This is a genomic window from Thalassospira tepidiphila MCCC 1A03514, from assembly GCF_001662875.1.
In the GTDB taxonomy this organism is placed as follows: domain Bacteria; phylum Pseudomonadota; class Alphaproteobacteria; order Rhodospirillales; family Thalassospiraceae; genus Thalassospira; species Thalassospira tepidiphila.
On sequence record NZ_JPVZ01000004.1, the window covers coordinates 258707 to 281927 of the forward strand.

At 56.6% G+C, this 23221-nt stretch carries 19 protein-coding genes; 9 read left to right on the plus strand and 10 right to left on the minus strand.

Features of this window, described 5'->3' with window-relative positions; genetic code table 11:
- Positions 1-41: 41 nt before the first annotated feature.
- The 5 genes from TH4_RS11470 to TH4_RS11490 form a co-directional block, all read right to left on the minus strand.
- Positions 42-653 carry an alpha-ketoglutarate-dependent dioxygenase AlkB family protein gene (locus TH4_RS11470; RefSeq protein ID WP_064781199.1) on the minus strand — a complete coding sequence of 204 codons (612 nt, stop codon included), beginning with the start codon at positions 651-653 and terminating at the stop codon, positions 42-44.
- A gap of 95 nt (positions 654-748) precedes the next feature.
- Positions 749-2200, minus strand: coding sequence for an efflux transporter outer membrane subunit (locus TH4_RS11475; RefSeq protein ID WP_064781200.1), 1452 nt, complete (start codon positions 2198-2200; stop codon positions 749-751).
- Between the two features lies 1 nt (position 2201).
- The gene (locus TH4_RS11480; protein WP_064781201.1) at positions 2202-5393 is read right to left on the minus strand and encodes an efflux RND transporter permease subunit; all 3192 of its coding nucleotides are present in this window, start codon (positions 5391-5393) and stop codon (positions 2202-2204) included.
- 2 nt (positions 5394-5395) lie between these two features.
- Positions 5396-6562 (minus strand): efflux RND transporter periplasmic adaptor subunit, encoded by a 1167-nt coding sequence (locus TH4_RS11485; RefSeq protein ID WP_064781202.1) that lies wholly within the window; start codon positions 6560-6562, stop codon positions 5396-5398.
- Positions 6563-6905: 343 nt separating this feature from the next.
- Positions 6906-9017 carry a methyl-accepting chemotaxis protein gene (locus TH4_RS11490; RefSeq protein ID WP_064781203.1) on the minus strand — a complete coding sequence of 704 codons (2112 nt, stop codon included), beginning with the start codon at positions 9015-9017 and terminating at the stop codon, positions 6906-6908.
- 370 nt (positions 9018-9387) lie between these two features.
- Here TH4_RS11490 and TH4_RS11495 point away from each other — a divergent pair, with 370 nt between their 5' ends.
- Complete coding sequence (locus tag TH4_RS11495; protein ID WP_008889783.1) at positions 9388-10296, plus strand: AraC family transcriptional regulator; 909 nt, start codon at positions 9388-9390, stop codon at positions 10294-10296.
- Positions 10297-10362: 66 nt separating this feature from the next.
- Here TH4_RS11495 and speB read toward each other — a convergent pair whose 3' ends face one another.
- A complete protein-coding gene (speB, locus tag TH4_RS11500; RefSeq protein WP_064781204.1) occupies positions 10363-11418 on the minus strand; it encodes an agmatinase in 1056 nt (351 codons plus the stop codon).
- 166 nt (positions 11419-11584) lie between these two features.
- Between speB and TH4_RS11505 the strand changes: the two genes are divergently transcribed.
- The 3 genes from TH4_RS11505 (at position 11585) to TH4_RS11515 (ending at position 13853) form a co-directional block, all read left to right on the plus strand.
- A complete protein-coding gene (locus TH4_RS11505; RefSeq protein WP_064781205.1) occupies positions 11585-12493 on the plus strand; it encodes a LysR family transcriptional regulator in 909 nt (302 codons plus the stop codon).
- 173 nt (positions 12494-12666) lie between these two features.
- Entirely contained in the window at positions 12667-13527 is an 861-nt protein-coding gene (locus tag TH4_RS11510) for an AzlC family ABC transporter permease (protein ID WP_064781301.1), read from the plus strand.
- Entirely contained in the window at positions 13524-13853 is a 330-nt protein-coding gene (locus tag TH4_RS11515; RefSeq protein WP_064781206.1) for an AzlD family protein, read from the plus strand. The genes TH4_RS11510 and TH4_RS11515 overlap by 4 nt, the downstream gene beginning before the upstream one ends.
- 75 nt (positions 13854-13928) lie before the next feature.
- On the opposite strand, the gene TH4_RS11520 is transcribed toward TH4_RS11515, so the two are convergent.
- The 3 genes from TH4_RS11520 to TH4_RS11530 form a co-directional block, all read right to left on the minus strand.
- A complete protein-coding gene (locus TH4_RS11520; RefSeq protein WP_008889778.1) occupies positions 13929-15524 on the minus strand; it encodes a peptide chain release factor 3 in 1596 nt (531 codons plus the stop codon).
- Positions 15525-15627: 103 nt separating this feature from the next.
- Positions 15628-16665: a permease gene (locus TH4_RS11525; RefSeq protein ID WP_157097744.1), complete on the minus strand. Its 1038-nt coding sequence runs from the start codon at positions 16663-16665 to the stop codon at positions 15628-15630.
- 51 nt (positions 16666-16716) lie between these two features.
- The gene (locus TH4_RS11530) at positions 16717-17040 is read right to left on the minus strand and encodes an ArsR/SmtB family transcription factor (protein WP_063089224.1); all 324 of its coding nucleotides are present in this window, start codon (positions 17038-17040) and stop codon (positions 16717-16719) included.
- A 161-nt stretch (positions 17041-17201) separates the two neighbouring features.
- Here TH4_RS11530 and TH4_RS11535 point away from each other — a divergent pair, with 161 nt between their 5' ends.
- The 5 genes from TH4_RS11535 to TH4_RS11555 all read left to right on the plus strand — a co-directional run bounded on the left by TH4_RS11535 (position 17202) and on the right by TH4_RS11555 (position 21962).
- The gene (locus TH4_RS11535) at positions 17202-17549 is read left to right on the plus strand and encodes an ArsR/SmtB family transcription factor (protein ID WP_064781208.1); all 348 of its coding nucleotides are present in this window, start codon (positions 17202-17204) and stop codon (positions 17547-17549) included.
- Entirely contained in the window at positions 17550-18581 is a 1032-nt protein-coding gene (arsB, locus tag TH4_RS11540) for an ACR3 family arsenite efflux transporter (RefSeq protein ID WP_064781209.1), read from the plus strand. It abuts the gene before it with no gap.
- A gap of 12 nt (positions 18582-18593) precedes the next feature.
- On the plus strand, positions 18594-19619 hold the full coding sequence (locus TH4_RS11545; protein ID WP_064781210.1) for an ArsJ-associated glyceraldehyde-3-phosphate dehydrogenase: 1026 nt from the start codon (positions 18594-18596) through the stop codon (positions 19617-19619).
- A 5-nt stretch (positions 19620-19624) separates the two neighbouring features.
- Positions 19625-20851, plus strand: a complete 1227-nt coding sequence (arsJ, locus tag TH4_RS11550; RefSeq protein WP_064781211.1) for an organoarsenical effux MFS transporter ArsJ — start codon at positions 19625-19627, stop codon at positions 20849-20851.
- A gap of 340 nt (positions 20852-21191) precedes the next feature.
- A complete protein-coding gene (locus tag TH4_RS11555; RefSeq protein WP_008889771.1) occupies positions 21192-21962 on the plus strand; it encodes a PhoH family protein in 771 nt (256 codons plus the stop codon).
- 98 nt (positions 21963-22060) lie between these two features.
- Here TH4_RS11555 and TH4_RS11560 read toward each other — a convergent pair whose 3' ends face one another.
- Positions 22061-23080, minus strand: coding sequence for a cation diffusion facilitator family transporter (locus TH4_RS11560; protein ID WP_008889770.1), 1020 nt, complete (start codon positions 23078-23080; stop codon positions 22061-22063).
- Between the last annotated feature and the right edge of the window lie 141 nt (positions 23081-23221).

The following is a 23221-nucleotide window of genomic DNA, read 5'->3' on the forward strand; positions in this document are numbered from 1 at the left end:
CGATACTACCAGAACGCATTACCACGTCAGGACACGATCACTTATCGGCTTTCGGGGCGGGTACTGCGGAAGGTCAGGTTGATCCGTGGTCCTACTTGCCGGGCGGTCTTTGGCAATTGATGCAGCCAGCAATGCTGGGTCGCGCCGGACATGATCAGGGCCGAGTTATGCGGCAAATCGATGCTGAGGCGATCACCGGTTTTCTTATGGCGGAAATGAAACCGGCGTTCCTGCCCGAAGGTCAGGCTGGCAATCACCGGGTTTTCGCCCAGCACTTCCTCATCATCGGCGTGCCAGGACACGCTGTCACGCCCATCACGATACTGGTTAAGCAACACGGTGTTAAACGACGCCCCTGCCAGTTCTTCGGCCAAGCTGCGCAAAGGGGCGACGATAGAGGGGAACGGACTTGCCGGGTGGTACACCCCGCTATAGCGATAGGCGACTTCGCCATACCATGCGGTCAGGCGCGGAACCGGAATTTCCTTGCCATGGAGTTTGGCGATTTCCTGTTGCCAGACGATGTTGCTTTGAAGCCGGGCAAAGGTTTTGTCGGCTTCATCAACATCCATGATGTCACGCAGCAACAACACTTCGCCATCAAAGGGCAAAAGGTTGCGTGGTGGTTCATTGGCAAACAGATCGCCGGTCATGGTTTTCCCCGGAATGCAGATTGCCAAAGACCTAGGATGAACGGCGCCGAAACTCAAGCCACAGTTTGCTTATATGTGCTTTGCCGCAACAGGTTCTAGCCGTTTACCAACGCCACACCGGCCTCATTGGCATAACGTTCGACATCCTCAACACTCAGCCCGGCCGCGCTATAAAGATTGATGGTTTCAAGTTCCAGATCGGTCTCGGAATCGGCCAATGATTGCAGGGATGTGGTCAGGCTGCGTTGGGAATCGAGCACATCAAGGAAGTCTGAAAGGCCCTGTACATAACGCACACGGGACTGTTCAAAGGCATCGCGATGATATTGCACCGATGCGATCAGGGAATCGCGCTGTGCCACCGCCCCGACATAGCCGTAGATCGCGCTTTCGACTTCTTCAATCGCGCTCAGAAGCGTCTGGCGGTAGGTGAGGAAGGCTTGTTCAGCCTCTTCCTCGGCAACGGTGATATTCGCACGCCGTTCGCCGCCATCATAAAGCGTCGCATCAATCAGTGCCCCAATGGCCGCCATGGCCGTTCGGACAATCGGCCCGGTGCCATAGCCGGTGACCCCAAGGGCAAGTGACCCATCAAGGGTCAATTCCGGATACAGCGTTGCGGTTTCCACCCCGATTTGCGAGGTCGCGGAAATCAGCGCCAGCTCGGCCGCACGGACATCTGGCCGACGGCGCAGCAAATCGGCCGGGATGCCAATTGGCGGGCTGCTTTGAAATTCGGGCAGTGGCGATGCATCAAGCAACAGATCACGATGGGTTCCCGGCTGTGCGCCGACCAGAATGGAGATCGCATTGATCGACCGGTCAATCGTGGTTTGCAGGATCGGAACTGTTGCCTCAAGATCGGCGACTTCGGCGCGTGCACGCGACAGATCAAGCTCGGAACCCAGGCCGGTTTGCAAACGGACCTGCACGATGTTGCTGGTCTGGCGTTGCAGATCAAGCGAGTCCCGCAAAAGGGCGAGACGCCGCTGCGCCCCGCGCAGTTCGATATAGTTGCGGATGATATCCGCAATCATCGTGCGATAGACGTCTTCACGCAGGTAAACCTGTTGCAGGTAATCTGCCTCGGCGACTTCTTCCTCGCGGGACTGACCGCCCCAGATATCGGCGGTCCAGGACAAATCAATGCCCGCGCCATAGCCCATATCGGTCACCTGATCGCCATTGGCGCGGCTGGAGGTCGACCGGCTGGCCGATCCGTTAACCGACGCGCCAACCTGCGGCCCATTGGCCCCGGCAACGCCACGTGCAGTCGCCGCAGCCGCACGGATGCGACTGATTGCGATCTGAAGATCGATATTGTTTTCGACCCCTTCATTAATCAGACCATTTAAAACCGGGTCAGTGGTGCTTTCCCACCAGCGGTCCTGTTTGCTTTGATTGGCGGCAATCACCGGGATTTCCGGGGTGTAGGCCCCGACAAGGTCGAAGTTCGGCGCGGTATAATCCGGCCCGACAGACTGACACCCGGCCAGTGCGACCAGAAGGGCAATTCCCGAAATCGCAGAAATGTGAGGATTATTCATATTACTTCGCACTTCCTTGCAGACCGCCACTTCCGGGCTCCGCCGCAACATGTGATGCCGCCTCGCCGTGATCGGGAATGGCTTCGGCGGCACGCAGTTGCGATTGCAGTTTCTTGCCGCCATCGGCACGGGCCGACACCAAGGGGGCGAGCAACAAATACAGCACCGGGGTCAGGAACAATGTAAAGACCGTGGCAAAGCCAAGACCGCCGAACACCACCCAACCGATGGCCGCACGCGCCTCTGCCCCGGCACCCGTGCCAAGGACAAGCGGCAAGCCACCCAGTACGGTGGAAATCATGGTCATCATGATCGGGCGCAAACGCACCATTGCGGCATCATGCACGGCATCGCGCACGGATTTACCGGCATCACGCAACTGATCGGCAAATTCGACAACCAGAATCCCGTTCTTGGCCATCAGCCCGACCAGCATCACCAACCCGATCTGGCTGTAGATATTGATCGAGGTGCCACTCAGCGCCAGCGCATAGATCGCAGCCGCCAGACCAAACGGCACGGTCAAAACCACCACAAGGGCGGAGGTAAAGCTTTCGAACTGGGCAGCCAGAACCAACAACACAACCAGAACGGCAATCAGGAAAGTGATCTGCACATCGTTGGCGGTTTCACCCAACGCTGCAGCATTACCCAGGAACAGGATACCGACACCGGGTGGCAGCAACTGATCGCCGACCGTGTTCACATCCGCGACCGCCTCGGCCAGGGTATAGCCCGGTGCCAGGTTGGCCGAAATGGTGACGGCGCGTTGCTGGCCTTCGCGTTCAAGTTCGGAGGCAACGGCTTCCTCGGTCAAGGTGATGACAGAAGACAGCGGCAGGATGCGGCCATTGGTACCGGTGACGAAAAGGTTTTCGAGGTCCGACGGGTCGTTGATGCTGCCCAGCGCACTGCGCAGCTTGATCGGGACGTTCTGGTCATCGACATTGATTTCGGTGACTTCATAACCCTCGATCATCGCACGCAGCGTGGTATCAAGTTCTTCGATCGGGATGCCGAGATCAAAGGCGCGCTTGCGATCAATATTGACCAGAAGCTGCGGCTGGGTGGTTTGATAGGATACCCGAAGGCCGGTGAGGCCGGGATAGTTTGCCTCGATCTCCTGCTGCATGGCGCGGGCATTTTCGGCAAGCGTGCGATAGCTTGTCCCGGTCAGGGCAAATTCAAGTCCCTCGCCCGTACCACCGCGCAAGCCGAGACTGTTGGGTTGCCAGACATAGGCCTGCACACCCGGTAGCGCATTAAGATCCCCACGGATGGATGCGGTAATTTCCTGTTGCGAGCGGGACCGTTCTTCCCACGGTTTTAGCGGGGCGATCACAAGGGCGCGGTTCGGATCCCACAGGCCGACAATGGTGTAGATGTTATAGGCATCACCGGCCTCGACCACCGGGCGCAGGATATCTTCAACCGCCTCGACCTGACGGTCCATATAGTCGATGCCGACCCCGTCCGGGCCCCGCATGGAAACAAGAATACGTCCGCGATCCTCATCGGGCAGCAATTCCTGCGTCACATTGGTATAGACGCCAAAGGCAAGCCCACCGGCAACGACACAAATCATTACCGTAATGATCGGGCTGCCAAGGGCGGCTTCGAGAATGCGGCGATAAATCCCGGCACAGAAAAAGCCGAAACGTTCCAGCATGTTGGGGGCATCATCGACCTTACCATCATGCGGATCGATATGTTTCAGGCGCGATGCCAGCATCGGACACAGCGACAGTGCGACAAAGGATGACACCACCACCGCAAAGGCCAGCACAAAACCGAATTCACGGAACAGACGCCCGGCCGTGCTTGGCAGGAAAGAAATCGGAACGAACACCGAAATCAGTGTCAGCGTCGTGGCGATCACGGCAAAGAACACCTGGCGCGAGCCAAGCACTGCGGCGGCCATCGACCCAAGCCCCTGATGACGGCGGCGCTGGATATTTTCGAGCACAACAATCGCGTCATCGACAATCATGCCGGTTGCGAGAACCAGTGCCAAAAGGGTCAGGATGTTGATCGAAAAGCCCATCGCCCAGATGGCGGCAACCGTGCCGATCAGGGCAATCGGAATGGTGATGGTCGGGATCAGCGTCGCGGTAAAGGATCTGAGGAACAGATAAAGCACCCCGATCACAATCGCGATGGCAAGACCGAGACTAAAGATCACTTCCCACAGCGCGCCTTCGATAAAGACCGCATCATCGGAGTTCACGAAAACATCAAGATCGTCATATTGATCGTTAAGACGTTCAACGACATCGCGCACGCCATTGGAAATCGCAATGGTGTTGGATTGTGCCTGTCGGGTAATACTCAGCCCGATCACGGTGCGACCATTGAGGCGTACATAGGACGTCGCATCATCCGGGCCGTAATAGATATCGGCAACGTCGCCCATCTGGACACCGTCGCGCACCAGCATCTGGTTCAGTCTGTCAACTTCCCAGACGGATGCATCGGCACGGACAAACAGTTTCTGATCGGATGATTCAAAACTGCCGGCGGGAATATCAAACTGGGCGGTGCGCAGAAGGTCGGCGACATCCTGAACCGACAGGCCATAACTTGCCATGCGCAGCGGGTCGATGCGCACATGCAAAACACGTTCGCGATCCCCGTTGACCCCGACCTCGGCCACGCCGGGCACAGACAGCAAGGACGGGCTGATCTGGTCTTCGACGATGTTGGCGAGTTCTTCCTCGGTCAGGCTGTTGCTGACAACCGCAATGCGCATGATCGCACTGGCATCGGCATCGGCCTTGACCACGCGGACGTTTTCCACCCCGTCGGGCAGGCTGCGTTCCGCACGGCTGATGGCTTCGCGGATGTCACTGGCGGCATCGTTGATTTCAACATCGGGGTAGAATTCGATGCGAATGCGGGCGTTGGCTTCTTCGCTTTGCGAACTGATTTCCTTGATGCCACTGACACGCGATGCCGCACTTTCGATGATCCCGGTAACTTCGGAATCGACCGTTTCCGGCGATGCGCCGTCATAGTCCGCGGTCACCGTAATGGTTGGGCGGTCAACGTTGGGCAGTTCGCGAATTTCGACACCCAGCATCGCGGCAAGACCGGCCAGGATGATCAGCATCGACACCACACTGATCAGAACAGGGCGGCGGATACTTAGCGACGCAAGGTCGTTATGATCGTGATTTTCGCTTCCTGTCGTCATGATCAGGACCCCTCGCCAGCGCCTTCGCGGGTGGCAACGCCGCCCGCATCAGACGGCGCATTTTCAGGCGCGGGGTTATCACCGCGAATGGTTGCCGAAACAGTCCGGCCCGGACGCAGACGCAAGACACCCTCGACCACGACCAGATCGCCCTCGGCAATACCGCCATCCAGAAGGATCCGGCCATTGGTGCGTTTCACAACACGGACGGGAACGCGCGAGACCTTGTCTTCATCATCAATCCGCCAGACATAGGTGCCTTCATCACCCCAAAGCACCGAGATTTCGGCAACTGCGGGATATTGTTTGCCTTCGATGTCGACATAAACCGCAAAGGACATCCCGGCGAGCAAGCGACTATTGGGGTTTGGCACCCGGGCGCGCACAGCAAAGGTGCGGCTTTCGGGATCGATACGGCTGCCAATAGATTCAACCACACCGGTGAATTCTTCGCCCGGCAGGCTCCAGGTTTCAACCCGGACCGACTGGCCGGGACGGACATTGTCAAACCGGGTTTCGGCAACTTCGAAATCGACCAGAATGCTATCGATGTTATCAAGCGTCACGATGGCGGTGGAACTGTCAACACGGTCGCCGGCCTCGACCTGCGGGATGCCGACGATGCCATCAAACGGGGCCAGAATGGTGCGATCGGCCAAATTGACCTCTGCCTGATCAAGGGCGATGCGGGCCTCGGCCAGGGCGGTGCGGGCACTGTCGACTTCGCTTTCGGCAACGGCACCCAGCGGACGGGCCTTTTCATAGCGGGCAAGAAGTTGTTCGGCATCGCGGGCCTGAACAGCGGCAAGATCGCGGGCAAGGCGTTCGCGATCAGAGTCCAGAATGACAAGAACCTGTCCTTTGGTCACCTTGTCACCGGCGCGCACAAGCACATCTGCAACTTCGCCCGACACCGCCGGATAGATTGAAACACCCAGGGCCGATTTGCCCGTGCCGACCGCTTCGACAACGGTCTTTTCATCCATCAGGCTGGCATATTCGGCAATCACCGGAAGACTGCGTTCGCCGCCACCGCGCTGCCCGGTGCTTGTGGGTTGCGCATCGGGCGCGATCAACGCCGTGATGTCGTCTTTGGCAAAGATATAGGCAGAGGCCGCAACAACAATCAGTGCAACACCTGCGATCAGAAGCGTTGATTTACGCGCCATTACATTGATACTTCCAAGTCGGGCTGACCAAACAACCTTACTGCAAATGACACTGTTCCCGCGCCGGGAAAGTGCCGGTATTTCAATTCAGTACCGAATAGTAGGCTTTATGCTTTTGATGAAATACCGTTGCCCCGAACGATATTGCAACCCGCCAGTGAGAACCACACAAAAAGTGTATCAGAAACGTCGCAGTTTGTATCTTAACTGCTGACAATTCCTGCGTTTTGCGCCGATAGCACTGAGCAAATGCATTAGGCCTGCACACCCTCTATACGGTGTGCAGGCCTTTGTTGTTCAATTTTGAATTTCAGCAACGAAACCGCGGGCTGATGCCGACAAATCAGGCGGCACCGCGCTGTTGCGTTTGCGGGAAGACCACCAGATTATCATCGTGCCATATGGTGGTGTCTTCGGCGTTGTCGTCAGCGGCATCTGCGTCTTCGTTGCCAGCCGCAGACGCCACCGCACGGTCAAGGGATGCTGTGAGTTCGGTCACATTTCGATCAACCTCGTCGGCACGACGGTTAAGATCAAGGCTGAGCTTGCGGGTGACTTCGATGTCTTCGGATACCGCACCGATGGCGGTCGCAACATTGCGCACCGCATCGCCGGCAAGGGCGATGGCACCGGTAATTTCCTCGGTCTCGCGGCGTTGATGTTCAACATCGCCTGCGACCTCTTCGGAAATTGACATCATCGACCGCACCGTGACGCCGACATCCTCCATGGAGGCAACACACCGATCCGTAACAGCGCCCATGGCGTTGACATGTTCGGTGATCTGTTCGGTTGCGCGTTCGGTCTGGCTGGCAAGGTTTTTGACCTCTGCCGCGACAACGGCAAAGCCCTTGCCAGCATCCCCCGCACGGGCGGCCTCGATGGTGGCATTCAGAGCCAGCATGTTGGTCTGTCCGGCAATGCCCCGGATCAGGTCGACAATCTGTTCGATGCTGGTGGCGACTTCGCGCAGATCATCGACTGCCTTTGCCGATTCCTCGGTGGAGCCGACAGCACTTTGGGCGATTTCACGTTGATGTTCGACGCGATTGGCGATTGAGACGATGGCTTCGCGCAGACGGTTGGCTGCATCGCCGATGGCATTGGAATGTGACTGGCTGTCATGTGCGGCACTGGTTGCGGTTTCGGTTTGACCGGTGACGCGTTCGGCGGCGGCGGCGACTTCGACCACGGCTTCGCGCATGCGGGTCACCTGATGATTGACCGATTTGACAAGACCGGTGGTCTCGCCCTCAATCGTTTCGGCCATTGCACCTAGCGATGCACGACGTTTTTCTTCTTCGATGCGCTGAAGGGTGATGCGTTCCTCGGCCATTTTTTCGATCTTGAGCGCGTTTTCGCGGAAGATCGCAACGGTGCGCGACATCGCGCCGAATTCATCGCGGCGCTTGATATCGGCAAGCGCGATATCAGTGTCGTTTTCACTCAGCCTCGTCATGTCACCATTCACCCGGCGCAGCGGACGCAGGATGCTCATCGCGATACCAAGGGCAAGGGCGACGGCAATCAGAACCCCGATGGCGGCAACCACGATGTTGGTAAGGGCCGAGTTTTCAGACTGATTATGGGCGGCCTCGACTAGGGCGGTTTGATTGGTCATGGCGTCTGTTCGGATATTCTGGGTGATGGTCTGGACTTCACGGACGGCCGATTTGAAGTCGTCCATCGATTGACGGAACCCGGCGATGGAGGCTTCGAGCTGGTTCGCACCCTGTTTTAGCAAATCATTGTCGCGGATCGCGTAGGAGAACAGCTTTTTCTCGTTCCGGGTCAGACCGTCAAAGGACGCTTTGATTTCTTCCTGAAGATCGGTCAGGGCCGAGGTCTGCGTGCGGGCGGCATCAAGTGAGTCCGCGGTGCGCAGGATCGGGAATTGCAGGGAATTGACGATGGCCGCCAAGTTGGCCGCGCCAAGCTTGTCTGCGTATTTCTCTGCGATCACCGGATCGCGTTTGGCGATGAAATCTTCAAGCTGGCTTGCGGATTTGCCAAGCTGATTGGCACCAAGCAGCATGGTTTCCGATGCTGCCGACAGGTTTTCCGCCCGCAGCACAAGCGGTTCCAGCGTTGCGATGTAATCAGCACTGAGGCTTTCAAGCGCATCTGCACGGCCCGTATCGCCATTTTGACGCAGCTGGGTCACAAGGGTGGCACCGCTTTGCTCGGCGGCCTGGCGCATGGTGGTGATGCCTTCGCGGTCAAGCGGATCAACCGTCTGGGCAAACAACAGGACCTGGTTGGAAAGACGTTCCAGACGCAGTGCATAGTCATTGGCAAGCCCGACCAGACCAGTACTTTTGGCAATGCGGTCTGCATGTGCGCCAAAGCCCAGAAGATATGTTGATGACAGGGCAGACAGGCCAACCAGCAGAACAACCAGAACAAAGAAACCGGCGAAGATGCGCGATCCGATACGAATGCGATCAAGAAACATGGGACATCCAAACAGCAAAATTTACGTTTGGCGCGATTCATACATGTGTGCAGGGCGCGGTTTTGTAACAGTTGGATGAAACCCGCATTTGTCGATCAAACAAGGTGCCGGATGGTGATTTGCGCTGCGCAAAACAACATTCCGGCCACCCGAAAATGTTCATATGAACATCGCATTATACAATTGGACGAAGGTCATTATCCGTTTCGAAGGGCTTCAAACCGGCAGATTTCCGAAAATCGACCGCGACTCGACCCTCCGCCGCAAGGTTACGCAGGTGTCCGGTGATTTTTTGGAATGATGCCAACTAAAATGTCACGATGACAATATTGTACAAGCTGGCACCCGGCCTTGGCGCTATAATGGCCTTATGAACAGTGCTGCGCGACAGAACACGGCAGCCCAGCGTCGCCAGACGTCATCGCGACCGGCGACCGGCCGCCCCCGCGAGATTGCCCGCCACTGGCGAGCAGCCGACGGCATTGATATGTTCGAAGCCGATTACAAGAATTTCTCTTTCCCAAAACACAGCCACGATTATTACGCCTTTGGCACTGTCTTGAACGGGGCGGAGCGGTTTACCACCCGCGGGACAAATTACGTCGCCGCCCGTGGGCAGCTTTTGATGATGAACCCGATGCAGGTGCATGATGGTAGCCCGGCATCCGATGATGGCTATCAATACCAGATCATGTTCATCGATCCGAAGGTGTTTGGCGATCTGGTGACGGAGCTTTCGCCCAAAAACAGCGGCCTGCCGTTTTTCGGATCCTGTGTCGTCAACGACCCGGAATTGCATTTGCAACTGCAAGGCCTGCACCGCCTGTTTCGCCCGAATGACGATGGTAGCAACGGCAGCAACAGCTTGTTGGAACGCGACAGTCAGCTTCTTTACAGTGCTGCCCGCCTTGCACTGCGCCATGCCGATGCCCCGCCTTATCTCTATCAGCCGGGGTCAGAGGACAAACGTGTTCGGGCGGTGATTGACTATATGGCAGCGCACTTGGATGCGAACATATCGCTTGATGATCTTGCGATGATTACCGGGCTCAGCCGGTTTCATTTGCTGCGCGTGTTTCGCGCCGCAACCGGGCTTCCACCGCATACCTATTTCAACCACATGCGGTTACGGCGTGCCAAGCGGCTGCTGTTTGACGGGGCAAGCATTGCCGATGCGGCGGCGGCCACCGGCTTTGCCGATCAAAGTCATCTGAACCGGCATTTCAAGGCGATGTGGGGCGTCAGCCCCGGTGCGTTTATCGCAAGTCTTGATCCCTAATCGGGCACAAAGCCGACGTCGCCTGCCCATCAGACCAATGGCATGGGCAGGCGACATCAGTTGTATTTACGCGCCAGCGCCGCGACGCTTCATCGCATCGACCACCAAACACAGTTCTTCGAACAGGACCTGTGCGGCGATATGGGCGGTGTTGGTGGTGGCATCATATTGCGGGGCGACTTCGACAACGTCGGCACCGACAAAATCAAGGCCCTTGAGCCCGCGTAAAATCGCCAGTGCCTCGCGCGAGGTGAGGCCACCGACTTCCGGCGTGCCGGTGCCTGGTGCGAAGGACGGGTCCAGGCAGTCCACATCAAAGGACAGATAAACCGGGCCATCGCCAACCACTTCGCGGGCCTTGGCGATCACGGCATCAATGCCCATTTTCGGTACTTCTTCGGCGTGGATCACGGTCATGCCGCTGTCATAGGAAAATTCCCAAACATATTCTGACGCGCCGCGAATACCGATCTGAATGGTGCGTTCCGGATCAAGCACGCCATCCATCACCGCCTCGCGGAACGGGCCGCCATGATGGAAACGCGACCCGTCATAGGCACCGCAGGTATCGCAATGGGCATCAAGATGGATCATGCCAACGGGGCGATCCTTACCCACCGCCTTCTGGATCGAATAGCTGATCGAATGATCACCGCCGACCGCAATCGGAATAACGCCTGCGCCGACAATCTTGCTGAAATAGGCCTCGATATCTTCGTGGCAGCTTTCAAGCGAATAGCGGCTTCTGAACGGGACATCGCCAATATCGGCAATGCGCGCCATGGCACCGGGCACCATACGCAGGACATGTTCATACGGCCCGATGCGTTCGATATTACGCACCGCGCGTGGGCCCAGACGGGCACCGGCACGGTTGCTGACACCAAGATCCATCGGCACGCCAACGAGTGCGATGTCGAGGTCTGCAAAATTATCTTTCTCGGCATCGGCGGCAAATGGCGCATCGAGGAAAGTCGGCACCCCGGCAAACGGCCATTTGCGCCCGCCACTTTCTGAAAACTGCGATGCCGCCACTTCGCGGAAATGCGGATCAAAGATGTCGGCACCCTTGGCGTTGCCGTATTTTTCACGCAGTTTTGTAAGCTTGTCGTCGGTGAACATGGGACCTCCTGAAGTGGCACATCGGTTCGATACGATCTGAACCAATGGCCGGATGTTTTTGTTGGCCCGATCAGATCAAATTGCGCGGCCGTTAAAAATCACGTATCTCTGAACTTTACTTTGGTAATTCCCAAAGTAATGACCGCTTACCCATGGACCCCGCCCGATGATCACGGAACAGGCCGATCTCAAGCTTTTGCGCATCTTCCTGACCATTGTTGAGGCCGGGGGATTTGCCGCGGCTCAAAGTGATCTCAATCTGTCACTTTCAACAATTTCAAGCTATGTCACCGCCCTTGAAACACGGCTGGGCTTTACGCTTTGCAAACGCGGGCGGGGTGGTTTTGCCCTGACACGCGAAGGCCAGGTGGTGTTTGAAGAAGCCCACCGGCTTTTCAAATCGGTCGCGCAATATGAAACCAAGATGCGGGCGTTGCGTGACAAGCTGAGCGGCACACTGACCATCGGGCTTACCGATAATACCATAACCGATCCGGGGGCGCGGCGGATCGAAAAGACCATCGCGCGGTTTATGGAACGCGCACCGGATGTGACGCTAAATGTCGTGACCTTTCCGCCCAATGACCTGCTGCGCGAAGTGGTGACCGACAATATCCAGATCGGTATTTGCAGCTTTCCAAAGACCGTGCTGGGTCTGCGCTATATCCCGCTTTATGACGAGATCCACCGGTTTTATTGCGGATCAGACCATCCGCTTTTTGCGCTGGATGATGCGGACATCGATATTGATGAAATCCGGCGCTATCGCCTGATCGGGCGCAAATCATGGCTGGGTCGGGATTTGAAGGAATTCGCGATTTCCCGCCCGCATGCCACCGTCTCGGACATGGAGGCCGAGGCACGCCTGATCCTGTCAGGCGCATTTTTGGGCTATCTGCCCGAACATTACGCCAGGCAGTTTGTCGAGGCCGGGCGCATGCGCATGGTCCTGCCCGATCGGTTGAAGGTCAAAGTCACCTTTCAGGCAAGCCTTGATGACAGCAAACAACCCGATCCGATCACCAAGCTGTTCCTTGATATGCTGATCGCCGATTTCGCCACCGCCCCGGCCTGAGCCGCAGGCCCAAAACCGGCAGCAACAACCGATAGCAATATCGTCCAATACCGCCTATTTGATATCGGGCAGTATGGCGCCTGAAATGATGGCTCCTCGCCCACCCGTTTACGCCCATGAAAGTGCAGGTCGCCAAAACGAACCGGCACCAACAACCACAGGAAACGTCGGAAATGTCACGCCCCGGACAGACCGAAAGTCAGACCGAGAACCAGACCCAAAACCAGCCCCATACCCAGACCGGGCATTTCGACGCGGACACCATCCGGCGCGGTGCCCTTGCCTGCCTGCCGCTTTTGCCCAGCACCATCATCTTTGGTGCGGTGCTTGGTGTGCTGGCCGCACAGCGCGGCTTGTCACTTGGCGAGCTGTTGTTCATGAGCCTGGCGGTGTTTGCTGGATCGGCACAGTTCGTGTCGGTCGATCTTTGGCGCGAAACCATTCCGAGTGCGACCATCATCATCGCAACGGCAGTGATCAATATGCGCTATATCCTGATCGGGGCGTCGCTGCGCCCGGTGTTTCGCGGTCGCCCGCTGTGGGTCAAGGTGACCGGTATGCATATGGTCGCCGATGAAAACTGGGCCGTGTCCATGACGCAAAAGGATCTGGCCAATCCGGGCTTTTTGCTGGGCGGCGGGATTTTCCTGGGGGTGGTCTGGGCGACCGGCAATACGGTGGGCTACCTTCTGGGTGGGGGCATTCCCGATCCGGAAGTCTATGCGCTTGATTTCGCCTTCACCGCCGTCTTTGCCGCGCTGACCATTGGCATGTGGAAGGGCAAGGTTGACCTTTTGCCATGGATTGCCGCCGCGATCGGATCCGTCATTGGCCACTACACCCTGCCCGGCACCTGGTCGATCCTGGCCGGTGCGGGTGCGGGTGTCCTTGTCGCCGCCCTGACATGGCGCGAAGACATGGATGATGACAGCCTTGAGGCCGAGTTTGCCGTGGAGGGCCGCGATGCCTATGGCGCGCCCGAAGGCATCGCCAACAGCACATCCGTCAAACCTGCGACGGAGACGGGCCAATGACCCAATTCCCTGATCTGACAAGTTTCAGCTTCGAGGCCGTTCTGACCATCCTTGGCATGGCGGCGGTGACCTATGGCATGCGTCTGGGTGGGCTTTTGATGGCCGATCGTTTGCCGCAACATGGCCGCTGGGCGCATGTGCTGGAACGCCTGCCCGGTGCGGTTTTGATTTCCGTCTGGGTACCAAGCGCGCTTTCGGCAGGGGCCATCGGCATTGCCGGGGCGGCAGCCACAGTGATTACCATGGCTGTTGCCCGCAACCTGTTTGCCGCCATGGCGGTGGGCATGGTTCTGGTCGGTGTTGGCCGATATTTTATCGGCAACTAGACAACCGCCGAAGACCCACAAGAAAAAGCCGCCCTCGGATGAAGGCGGCTTTTTGCGTTTGGCTGCGTGCGAAACTTACGCAGCAATCAGGTTCTGTTCGCGGGTGGCCTCGAACTTGAGGTTCGGCCAGTCGCGTTGTGTGGTTTCAAGATGCCAGGCGTTGCGCGCAATAAAGACCAGTGTTTCGTCATGGTCTTCAAACAGCGCCGACTGGTTGGCATCCCGGAATTTCTTGATTTCAAGCGGATCATCGCCCACCACCCAGCGGGCGGCATAGGCAGGCGTCGGTTCGAAATGCACCTTGATGCCGTATTCGGCCGAGATGCGTTCTTTCAAGACCTCGAACTGAAGCTGTCCGACCACGCCAACGATCCAGTCCGCGCCCATCATCGGCTTGAAGACCTGCGATGCGCCTTCTTCGGCGAGCTGTTCAAGGGCGCGCTGAAGGTGCTTGCCCTTGAGCGGGTCATCAAGACGGACTTTTTGCAGCAATTCCGGGGCAAAGGCCGGAACCCCGCGGAAGCGAAGATCTTCGCCCTCGGTCAGGGTATCGCCAATGCGCAAGGTGCCGTGGTTCGGAATACCGATGATATCGCCCGGCCAGGCTTCTTCGGCAATGTCACGTTCGTTGGCAAAGAACAGCATCGGGTTATGCACCGCCATCAGTTTGCCAGCACGCACATGCTTAAGCTTCATGCCGCGTTTGAAATGGCCCGAGCACAGACGAATGAACGCAATGCGGTCACGATGGTTCGGGTCGATGTTGGCTTGTACCTTGAACACGAAGCCGGCAACCTTTGGCTCGACCGCTTCGACCAGACGCGTTGCCGCTTCTTGCGGGCGCGGGGTCGGGGCGATTTCGCCAATGCCGCGCAACAATTCACGCACGCCAAAGTTATTGACCGCCGACCCAAAGAAGACCGGAGTCAGATGCCCTTCGCGGTAGCTTTGCAAATCAAATGGCGGGCAGATTTCGCGCACCATTTCGACTTCTTCGCGCAGCTTTTCCAGAAGGTAATCCGGGATCAATTCATCAAGCTTTGGATCATCAAGCCCCTTGATCGGGATGGCTTCCTTGACGACATTGCCGCCTTTTTCCATGAACAGAAGCTGATCATTGACCAGATCATAGCAGCCATGGAAATCACGGCCCGAGCCAATCGGCCAGGTAACCGGCGACACATCAAGGGCAAGATCCTGTTCGATCTGATCGATCAGTTCGAACGAATCACGTGCTTCACGGTCAAGCTTGTTAACGAATGTCGTGATCGGCACGTCACGCAGGCGGCAGACCTCAAACAGCTTGCGCGTCTGGGCCTCGATGCCCTTCGCACCGTCAATCACCATGACAGCGGAGTCAACGGCGGTCAGCACGCGATAGGTATCCTCGGAAAAGTCTTCGTGGCCCGGCGTATCAAGCAGGTTGAAGATATTTTCTTCGAACTCGAACGTCATGACGGCAGAGGACACGGAAATACCGCGATCCTGTTCGATCTTCATGAAGTCCGAACGGGCACCCTTTTGTTCCTTTTTCGCCTTCACTGCACCAGCCATCTGGATGGCACCCCCGAAAAGAAGCAGTTTTTCGGTCAGGGTGGTTTTACCCGCATCCGGGTGAGCAATGATAGCGAAGGTACGGCGACGCGATACCTGCTTGTCAATCATCGACATGGTTATCAACTTTAATCCGATATGAATTTCTTGGCGCGCAATGTAGCGATTTTTAACGTCATTGCCACCGTGAAATCATCATATCGGACATGAAGCAGGCGGTTTAACCCAGCCAGGCTTGCGAAATAACGCCAATTGCGAACGAACCGACCAGCGCATAAACCAGATACAGCGCAAAGACCGGCTTTTTGACCAGCGCAAAAACGGCAATCGCCGCCGGGATGGACGATACCCCGCCAGCCACCAGAAACGCCATTGCCGCCCCCGATTGCATACCCTGCGCAATCAGGCCTTCCATGATTGGAAGGGCGGCATAGCCATTCAAATAGGCCGGAACCCCGACAAGGGTGGCAATGGCAATCGGGCCAATCCCGTCCCCACCAAGCAGACCACTGACATTTTCAGCCGGGACATAGGCGACCATGATGCTTTCAAGCAGGAAGGCAAAGGCGATCCACTTGCCCAAAAAGATCATGTTGGCAATCGCAGACGATCTGAACTTTTTGATCCGTTCATCATCGTGCCAGAACGCCCAGACAACCGCCTTGTGGGAGCGGACCTTTGCCCCGCCGCAGCCACCATTGCCAACCCCGTCACGCAACGGATCGGCAAGGAAGCCCCGCGACCCCAGCCATAGGGTGACAAAGCCGCCCATCAGACCAAGACCAATCGCCGAGATCATTTTAATCACCGCGAATTCGGTCCCAAGCGTGCCCGCAGTCAAAACAAACATCGCCGGATCAATCACGGGTGACGCCAACCAGAACGCCATGACCGGCGCCAGTGGAACCCCCATGGCAAGCAGGGCCGCAATCAGCGGGATCACCCCGCAGGAGCAAAATGGCGACAGTGCCCCGAAGGCGGCCGCGGTAAACACCATTCGCACAGGCCGCCCGGCAAAGGCGCGCGAAATCAGGTTATCGGCCCCGGTTGCCGTCGCATAGGCGGCAATACCGATTGAGAGCACCAGAAACGGTGCCGTGCTTACAAAGGACTCAGCCGTGAACTGCAAACTTGGGACAAATTGCGGCGCGTCAAAGATAAAGATCGCAGCAAGGATGATGCAGGCTGCCAGCAAAACCCGATCTGTTTGTCGGGCAGAAATGCCGATGCGGCGCAATTGAAATGTCCGGGCACTCATATCTATATCCCTAGAAAATTAGTTATATTGATCCAAAAAAAGAGACCCTACCTAGCAGGCCTTTTCCGTTTCACCGGCGACATCAAGATCGACACCGCTGCAGCATTCGTCGGTGATGAAGCCGACAAGATCGCGCATGACATCGAAATCCGCCCGATTACGGGTTTCGCGCCCCAGTTTTTCCTGTTTGACCAGACCAGCCTGAACCAGGGTGCCCAGATGATGGGAAAGGGTCGATGCCGGAAGGCCAAGCACCCGCCCGATATCGCCGATATTAAGTCCCTCGTCCCCGGCCTTGACCAGCAGACGATAGATTTTCAGACGGGCTTCGTGGCCCAGTGCGGCAAAGGCCGGTGCAATGGTTTTTTCGCTCATGCCGTCATTATAACTATATTTCTAGTTATTTAAATACATTTTCTACAGCTCCCGTATCTGGCTGATTCAAATATCCTTTTTGGCATCAGGCTTGAGCATGACCACCACTGCAATACAAATGTCACTTGCCAGCGCCAATATATGTCGATATTTCCCGACATATGGAAACAAAACACGCAATCAGCGCCCTTGGCGCCCTGGCACAGGAACACAGACTGGCAGCATTCCGCTTGCTGGTCCGGGCCGGGAATGACGGTATTGCCGCAGGCGAACTGGCCCGGCAGATATCCATTCCGCACAACACCATGTCATCACACCTGACCACACTTAGTCAGGCCGGGCTGATTACCAGCACCCGCGAAGGCCGGTCGATCATTTACCGGATCGTTCCCGATGCCATGCGTGATCTTCTGGGGTTTCTTGCCGATGACTGCTGTCAGGGGCACCCCGAACTGTGCGGGCTGCCAAGCCGTTCTGCCACCGTCGATAATAAAAAAGGATGCTGCTAGATGGGTATTTTCGAACGTTTTCTGACCATCTGGGTTGCTGTCAGCATCGTGGTCGGCATCGTCTTGGGCGAAATGTTCCCCGGCGTGTTTCAGGCGATTGGCAACCTGACCGCCTATGAGATCAATCTGCCAGTGACGGTACTGATCTGGCTGATGATTGTGCCAATGCTAATGAAGGTCGATTTTGGTGCGCTTCATGAGGTCGGTCGGCAATGGCGCGGGATCGGTGTCACGCTTGGTGTGAACTGGCTGATCAAACCGTTTACCATGGCAGCCCTTGGCTGGTTGTTTATCGGCTTTCTTTTCCGTCCGCTTTTGCCCGAGGCACAAATCGAAAGTTATATCGCGGGTCTGATCCTGTTGGGGGCAGCCCCCTGCACAGCGATGGTGTTTGTCTGGTCACACCTGACCAAGGGGGATGCGAACTTTACGCTGACCCAGGTGGCACTGAATGACACGATCATGATCTTTGCCTTTGCGCCGATTGTGGCCCTGTTGCTCGGCATTTCGGCAATCACCATTCCGTGGGAAACGCTGACCATTTCGGTTGTGGCGTTTATCGTTATTCCGGTGATTGCCGGGCAGATCATCCGAAACCGCATCATGAAAGGCGGGGTCGCGGCGTTCAACAGCTTTGACGCCAGGCTCAAACCCGTATCGATGATTGCGTTGCTCAGCACGCTGGTTCTGCTGTTTGCCTTTCAGGGGCAGCAGATCATTGCGCAGCCGATGATCATTGCCCTTCTGGCGGTGCCGATCATTTTGCAGACCTATTTCATCGCCGCCATCGCCTATGTCGCCAACAAGGTGCTGGGTGTGGAACACAAGATCGCCGCCCCGTCTTCTATGATCGGGGCCTCGAACTTCTTTGAACTGGCTGTGGCGACCGCCATCGGGTTGTTTGGCTTTTCGTCGGGTGCGGCCCTTGCCACCGTGGTCGGTGTGCTGGTCGAAGTGCCGGTGATGCTGTCACTTGTCGCCATTGCCAACCGCACCCGTGGCTGGTTCACCCCATCAAAAATTGCAAACTAACGGAGCCCTAATATGAGCCGCAAAATCCGCATTGGCATCAATGGTTTCGGCCGCATGGGCCGTCTGGTTCTGCGCGCAGGATGGGGGCACCCGGACCTTGAGTTTGTCCATATCAACGAAATCAAGGGCGGGGCTGTTACCGCAGCCCACTTGCTGGAATTTGATTCGGTCCATGGCCGCTGGGGCAATGGAGTTGCCAGCATCGATGATCACGTCGTGATCGATCAAACGCACAAAATCAGTTTTAGCGAAAATGCCACCCCCGGAGAAACCGATTGGGTCGGCATGGGATGTGACATTGTCCTGGAATGCACCGGCAAGTTCAAAACGCCCGAGACATTGCAGCCCTATTTTGATCAGGGGGTTAAGAAAGTCATCGTTGCCGCCCCGGTCAAAGAAGGTGCGCTTAATATCGTCTATGGCGTGAATGATGATCTTTATGACCCAACGCAGCATCACCTTTTGACCGCGGCGAGCTGCACGACCAACTGTCTGGCGCCGGTGGTCAAGGTCATGCATGAGAAACTTGGCATCGTGCATGGATCGATCACCACCATTCATGATGTGACCAACACCCAGACGATTGTCGATCTGCCGCACAAGGATTTGCGCCGTGCGCGGTCCTGCCTGCAATCGCTAATCCCGACTAGCACCGGGTCGGCGACCGCGATCACAATGATTTACCCGGAACTCAAGGGCAAGCTGAACGGTATTGCCGTGCGTGTCCCGTTGCTCAATGCGTCGCTGACCGATTGCGTGTTTGAAGTCGCAGAAGACACCGATGTCGAAACCATCAATCGCCTGATGCGCGAGGCATCTGAAACCTATCTTGCGGGTATTCTTGGCTATGAAGAACGCCCGCTGGTCAGTGCCGATTACCTTAATGACAGCCGTTCTTCGATTATCGATGCCGGATCGACCATGGTGATCGACAAGCGGCAGGTCAAAATCCTGGCCTGGTATGACAATGAATGGGGATATGTCTGCCGGATGGCGGATTTGGCGGCCAAAGTCGCGCAACACCTGTTGGGGAAATAGCAAAAATGTCGGCCGCAATCCGCAACTATGCGCTGGTCACCGGGGCCTATTGGGGCTTTACGTTGACCGACGGGGCGCTTCGTATGCTGGTGCTGTTGCACTTTCATGCGCTGGGCTATTCGGCATTTGAAATCGCGCTGTTGTTCATCCTGTATGAAGTGGCCGGGATCGTCACCAATCTGGTCGGTGGATGGCTGGCGCAGGCACGCGGATTGCGTTTTACCCTGTTTGCCGGACTGGCATTGCAAATCGCATCGCTGACCGCGCTTTCATTTACCAACCCCGATTGGCTCCCCGCGATTTCGGTCGCCTATGTCATGGGGCTTCAGGCGGCATCGGGGGTGGCCAAGGATCTGACCAAGATGTCGAGCAAATCGGCGATCAAGGTTCTGGTGCCTGCCCATGCCGAAGGGGCGCTTTTCCGCTGGGTCGCACTTTTGACCGGGTCAAAGAACGCGCTTAAGGGTGTGGGCTTTTTCATGGGTGGTGCGTTGCTGTCCTGGCTTGGTTTTTCAGGTGCGCTTTTGGCGATGGCCGCGGGCCTTGCCCTGACCCTGATTGCGGTTGCGATATCGCTCGGCTCTGCGATGGCAGGCCCGGCCGGCGCGATGAAGCCGAAATTTCGCGATGTCTTTTCGCGTGATAGCAAGATCAATGTGCTGTCCGCCGCCCGTCTGTTTTTGTTTGGATCGCGCGATATCTGGTTTGTCGTGGGCCTGCCGGTGTTTCTGGCGTCCGAGCTTGGCTGGGGCCATATCGAGGTCGGCAGTTACATGGCTCTTTGGGTGATCGGATATGGCTTTATTCAGGCCATTGCGCCGAAGATGCTGCGTGCCAAAACCCGCGAACCGGATGGCCGCACCGCGCAAATCTGGATCGCCGCCCTTATTGCCGTGTCTGCTGCTATTGCCATCGCCATCACACAGGACTTTGCCCCGGAACTTGCCGTTCTGGGTGGATTATTGGTGTTCGGGATTGTCTTTGCGATCAATTCATCGCTGCATTCCTACCTGATCCTTGCCTATGCCGAGGGCGACAAGGTCGCGATGAATGTCGGGTTCTATTATATGTCGAACGCCATCGGGCGTTTGACCGGAACGGTGCTTTCGGGGGTGGCGTATCTTTATGGCGGGTTGGTCGGATGCCTTGTGACATCAATCGCGTTTTTAACGCTCGCCTGGGTGATCAGTAGCGCCCTGCCATCGCGCTCAGCGACACCAACGCACGGTTGATTGGAAAAAACTTCCTTCGCAGATGCGGGATAAATACCTGAAAAGACTCATAAAGCGAATTCATGAAACTTTAATCGCGCAAAAAGCCGTGACAAGACACTGCATATAGGGGTACGATTCCAATTAACGGTCAATAACTGGACCGCAGGAGGAGTTCCCGAGTGCCGCGAAAAAGCGTCTTAAACCGAGAATTTTCGCCCCCCGGATCGCACATGCAACATGCTGTGACCGGCGGAAACTCCTACCGCCACTTCCATCGCGAGATGAAAATTGAATGCGCGCCTTTCCATAACGGAATGGCGCGTTTTGCTTTTTTGGCCACTTTGTTGAGGTGATTGTCATGGGTAAGCGCGCAGCACGTCGTCGTAACCGTCCGCAGCAGTCTAATAACAATGTTCATGAACTGTTTGATGAAAACAATGCTGATTGGCACCCGCTTGGCGGGTCGGATCAGACCGGAACAGAACAGAAAGGACAACGCGATCAAAGCTACCGCCGCAACATCCGCCCGAAAAGTGAAAATCAGGCAGCCCTGATGGATGCCATCGACAATTACAATCTGGTCATGGCCCTTGGCCCGGCCGGCACCGGCAAGACCTATATCGCTGTATCCAAGGCAGTCGAAGCGCTTGATAACGGCGACATCGCCCGCATCGTTCTGGCCCGCCCGGCGGTTGAGGCCGGGGAAAATATCGGCTTCCTGCCAGGCGACGTCGAAGCCAAAATGGCCCCGTATCTGCGCCCGCTTTATGATGCGCTCAATGACCGACTGGGTGCGAAGCGCCTTAAGACTTATATCTCGGACGGCACGATCGAAATTGCACCGATCGGCTATATGCGGGGTCGAACACTCAACAACGCCTTTGTGGTGATCGACGAGGCGCAGAACTGCACATACGGACAGCTTAAGATGCTGGTCACCCGCCTTGGCTGGAACTCCACCATGATCCTGACCGGCGACCCGGACCAGACCGACCTTCTGCCTGAAATGTCGGGTCTTTCGGAAATGTCCGAACGTCTTGAAAATGTCGAGGATGTCGCCTGTGTCCAGCTGCGTGACAAGGACATTGTCCGTCACCCGCTGGTCGCAAGCATGTTGACCGTTCTTTAGGTTTCAACACAGCAAACTGCAAAAACACTGCATAAAACAAAGGCGGGCCCGAGCGGGTCCGCCATTTTTTTGTGATCATCTGTGAAACCGGCTGGCGCCTAGCGCCCCATGGCCGCAACTTCGCCGCCACTGTTATTGACCGGGATGTCATGTTGGCCAGCACGTTTGGCGCGGCCGGTGTGCCAGAATTCCGGATCCTCGGTATAGCCGCTGAATTCATCAAGATGGATGTCTTCGGGCGGTTCCGGATGGATGGTGATATCGAGATCGGGATATTCGGCACGGATGCTGTCCATCACCTGATGACAGATGGTGTGCGATTCGCGCATCAGCATGCCACCATCCATGATCAATTCGATCTCGGCAAAGCGATGCACGCCCGATGAACGGGTCCGCAGACGGTGGATACCGATGACATCGGGGTTTTTCATCGTCAGTTCGATGATGCGCTGGCTATCAGATTCGGGCAGTTCCGCATCCATCAGAACCTTGACCGAGGTCCGACCAACCTTGACCGCGGAATAGAGGAGGAAGATCGCAACCAGTCCACCAATCGCCGGATCGGCCCAGGCTAGGCCAGACATCCCGCCAAACAGGGCAATCATCACCGCCAGATTGGACAGAATATCGCTGCTGTAATGAAGCGAGTCCGCCTCGACCGCGGCCGAGCCTGAAATCCGCACCGCCTTGCGCTGAAGCAAAACCAGGCCAATGGTCATGATCAGCGAAACGCCCATGATCCAAAGGCCTTCAACGGCAAATGAAATCGGCATGGGTTCGGTGATGCGCGATGCCGCCTCTGCCAGAACCAGGATCGCCGCGCCAATCATGAAGGCCGATTGGAAAAGCCCCGCCAGCGGTTCTGCCTTACCATGGCCAAAGCGGTGATCGTAATCGGCCGGACGCCAGGCCGAACGCACCGCCATGAAGTTGATCACAGAGGTACCAACATCAAGCATGCTATCAATCATGGAAGATAGAAGGCTGACGGAATCGGTCAGGAACCAGCCGACAGCCTTGATCAGGATCAGTGTCGCAGCAATGACAATGGAGGCCGTCGTTGCACGACGCGCCCAAGTCTCTTTCTGTGCTATGTCAATGACGGGACATTGACTCATCAGCTGTCAACCTCTGGCCTACCAATACGCTTACTGACCACCGTTTTATAGCCTGTTTGCGTACAATATGTAATGTCTATTGCCATATTTTCGCCCGTCCTAGGGCAGCAAATAGCGCATATTTGATATTCCGCAAGGTTT

Bases quoted from the DNA above. Each gene is read 5' to 3' on its own strand.
- arsJ (WP_064781211.1), top strand. From the start codon at position 19,625: ATGTCGGCCGCAATCCGCAACTATGCGCTGGTCACCGGGGCCTATTGG.
- TH4_RS11470 (WP_064781199.1), bottom strand. From the start codon at position 653: ATGACCGGCGATCTGTTTGCCAATGAACCACCACGCAACCTTTTGCCC.
- TH4_RS11530 (WP_063089224.1), bottom strand. From the start codon at position 17,040: ATGAGCGAAAAAACCATTGCACCGGCCTTTGCCGCACTGGGCCACGAA.
- TH4_RS11495 (WP_008889783.1), top strand. From the start codon at position 9,388: ATGAACAGTGCTGCGCGACAGAACACGGCAGCCCAGCGTCGCCAGACG.
- TH4_RS11520 (WP_008889778.1), bottom strand. From the start codon at position 15,524: ATGTCGATGATTGACAAGCAGGTATCGCGTCGCCGTACCTTCGCTATC.
- TH4_RS11560 (WP_008889770.1), bottom strand. From the start codon at position 23,080: ATGAGTCAATGTCCCGTCATTGACATAGCACAGAAAGAGACTTGGGCG.
- TH4_RS11535 (WP_064781208.1), top strand. From the start codon at position 17,202: ATGGAAACAAAACACGCAATCAGCGCCCTTGGCGCCCTGGCACAGGAA.
- TH4_RS11525 (WP_157097744.1), bottom strand. From the start codon at position 16,665: ATGAGTGCCCGGACATTTCAATTGCGCCGCATCGGCATTTCTGCCCGA.
- TH4_RS11475 (WP_064781200.1), bottom strand. From the start codon at position 2,200: ATGAATAATCCTCACATTTCTGCGATTTCGGGAATTGCCCTTCTGGTC.
- TH4_RS11480 (WP_064781201.1), bottom strand. From the start codon at position 5,393: ATGACGACAGGAAGCGAAAATCACGATCATAACGACCTTGCGTCGCTA.
- TH4_RS11545 (WP_064781210.1), top strand. From the start codon at position 18,594: ATGAGCCGCAAAATCCGCATTGGCATCAATGGTTTCGGCCGCATGGGC.
- TH4_RS11515 (WP_064781206.1), top strand. From the start codon at position 13,524: ATGACCCAATTCCCTGATCTGACAAGTTTCAGCTTCGAGGCCGTTCTG.
- TH4_RS11490 (WP_064781203.1), bottom strand. From the start codon at position 9,017: ATGTTTCTTGATCGCATTCGTATCGGATCGCGCATCTTCGCCGGTTTC.
- arsB (WP_064781209.1), top strand. From the start codon at position 17,550: ATGGGTATTTTCGAACGTTTTCTGACCATCTGGGTTGCTGTCAGCATC.
- TH4_RS11505 (WP_064781205.1), top strand. From the start codon at position 11,585: ATGATCACGGAACAGGCCGATCTCAAGCTTTTGCGCATCTTCCTGACC.
- TH4_RS11485 (WP_064781202.1), bottom strand. From the start codon at position 6,562: ATGGCGCGTAAATCAACGCTTCTGATCGCAGGTGTTGCACTGATTGTT.
- TH4_RS11555 (WP_008889771.1), top strand. From the start codon at position 21,192: ATGGGTAAGCGCGCAGCACGTCGTCGTAACCGTCCGCAGCAGTCTAAT.
- speB (WP_064781204.1), bottom strand. From the start codon at position 11,418: ATGTTCACCGACGACAAGCTTACAAAACTGCGTGAAAAATACGGCAAC.
- TH4_RS11510 (WP_064781301.1), top strand. From the start codon at position 12,667: ATGTCACGCCCCGGACAGACCGAAAGTCAGACCGAGAACCAGACCCAA.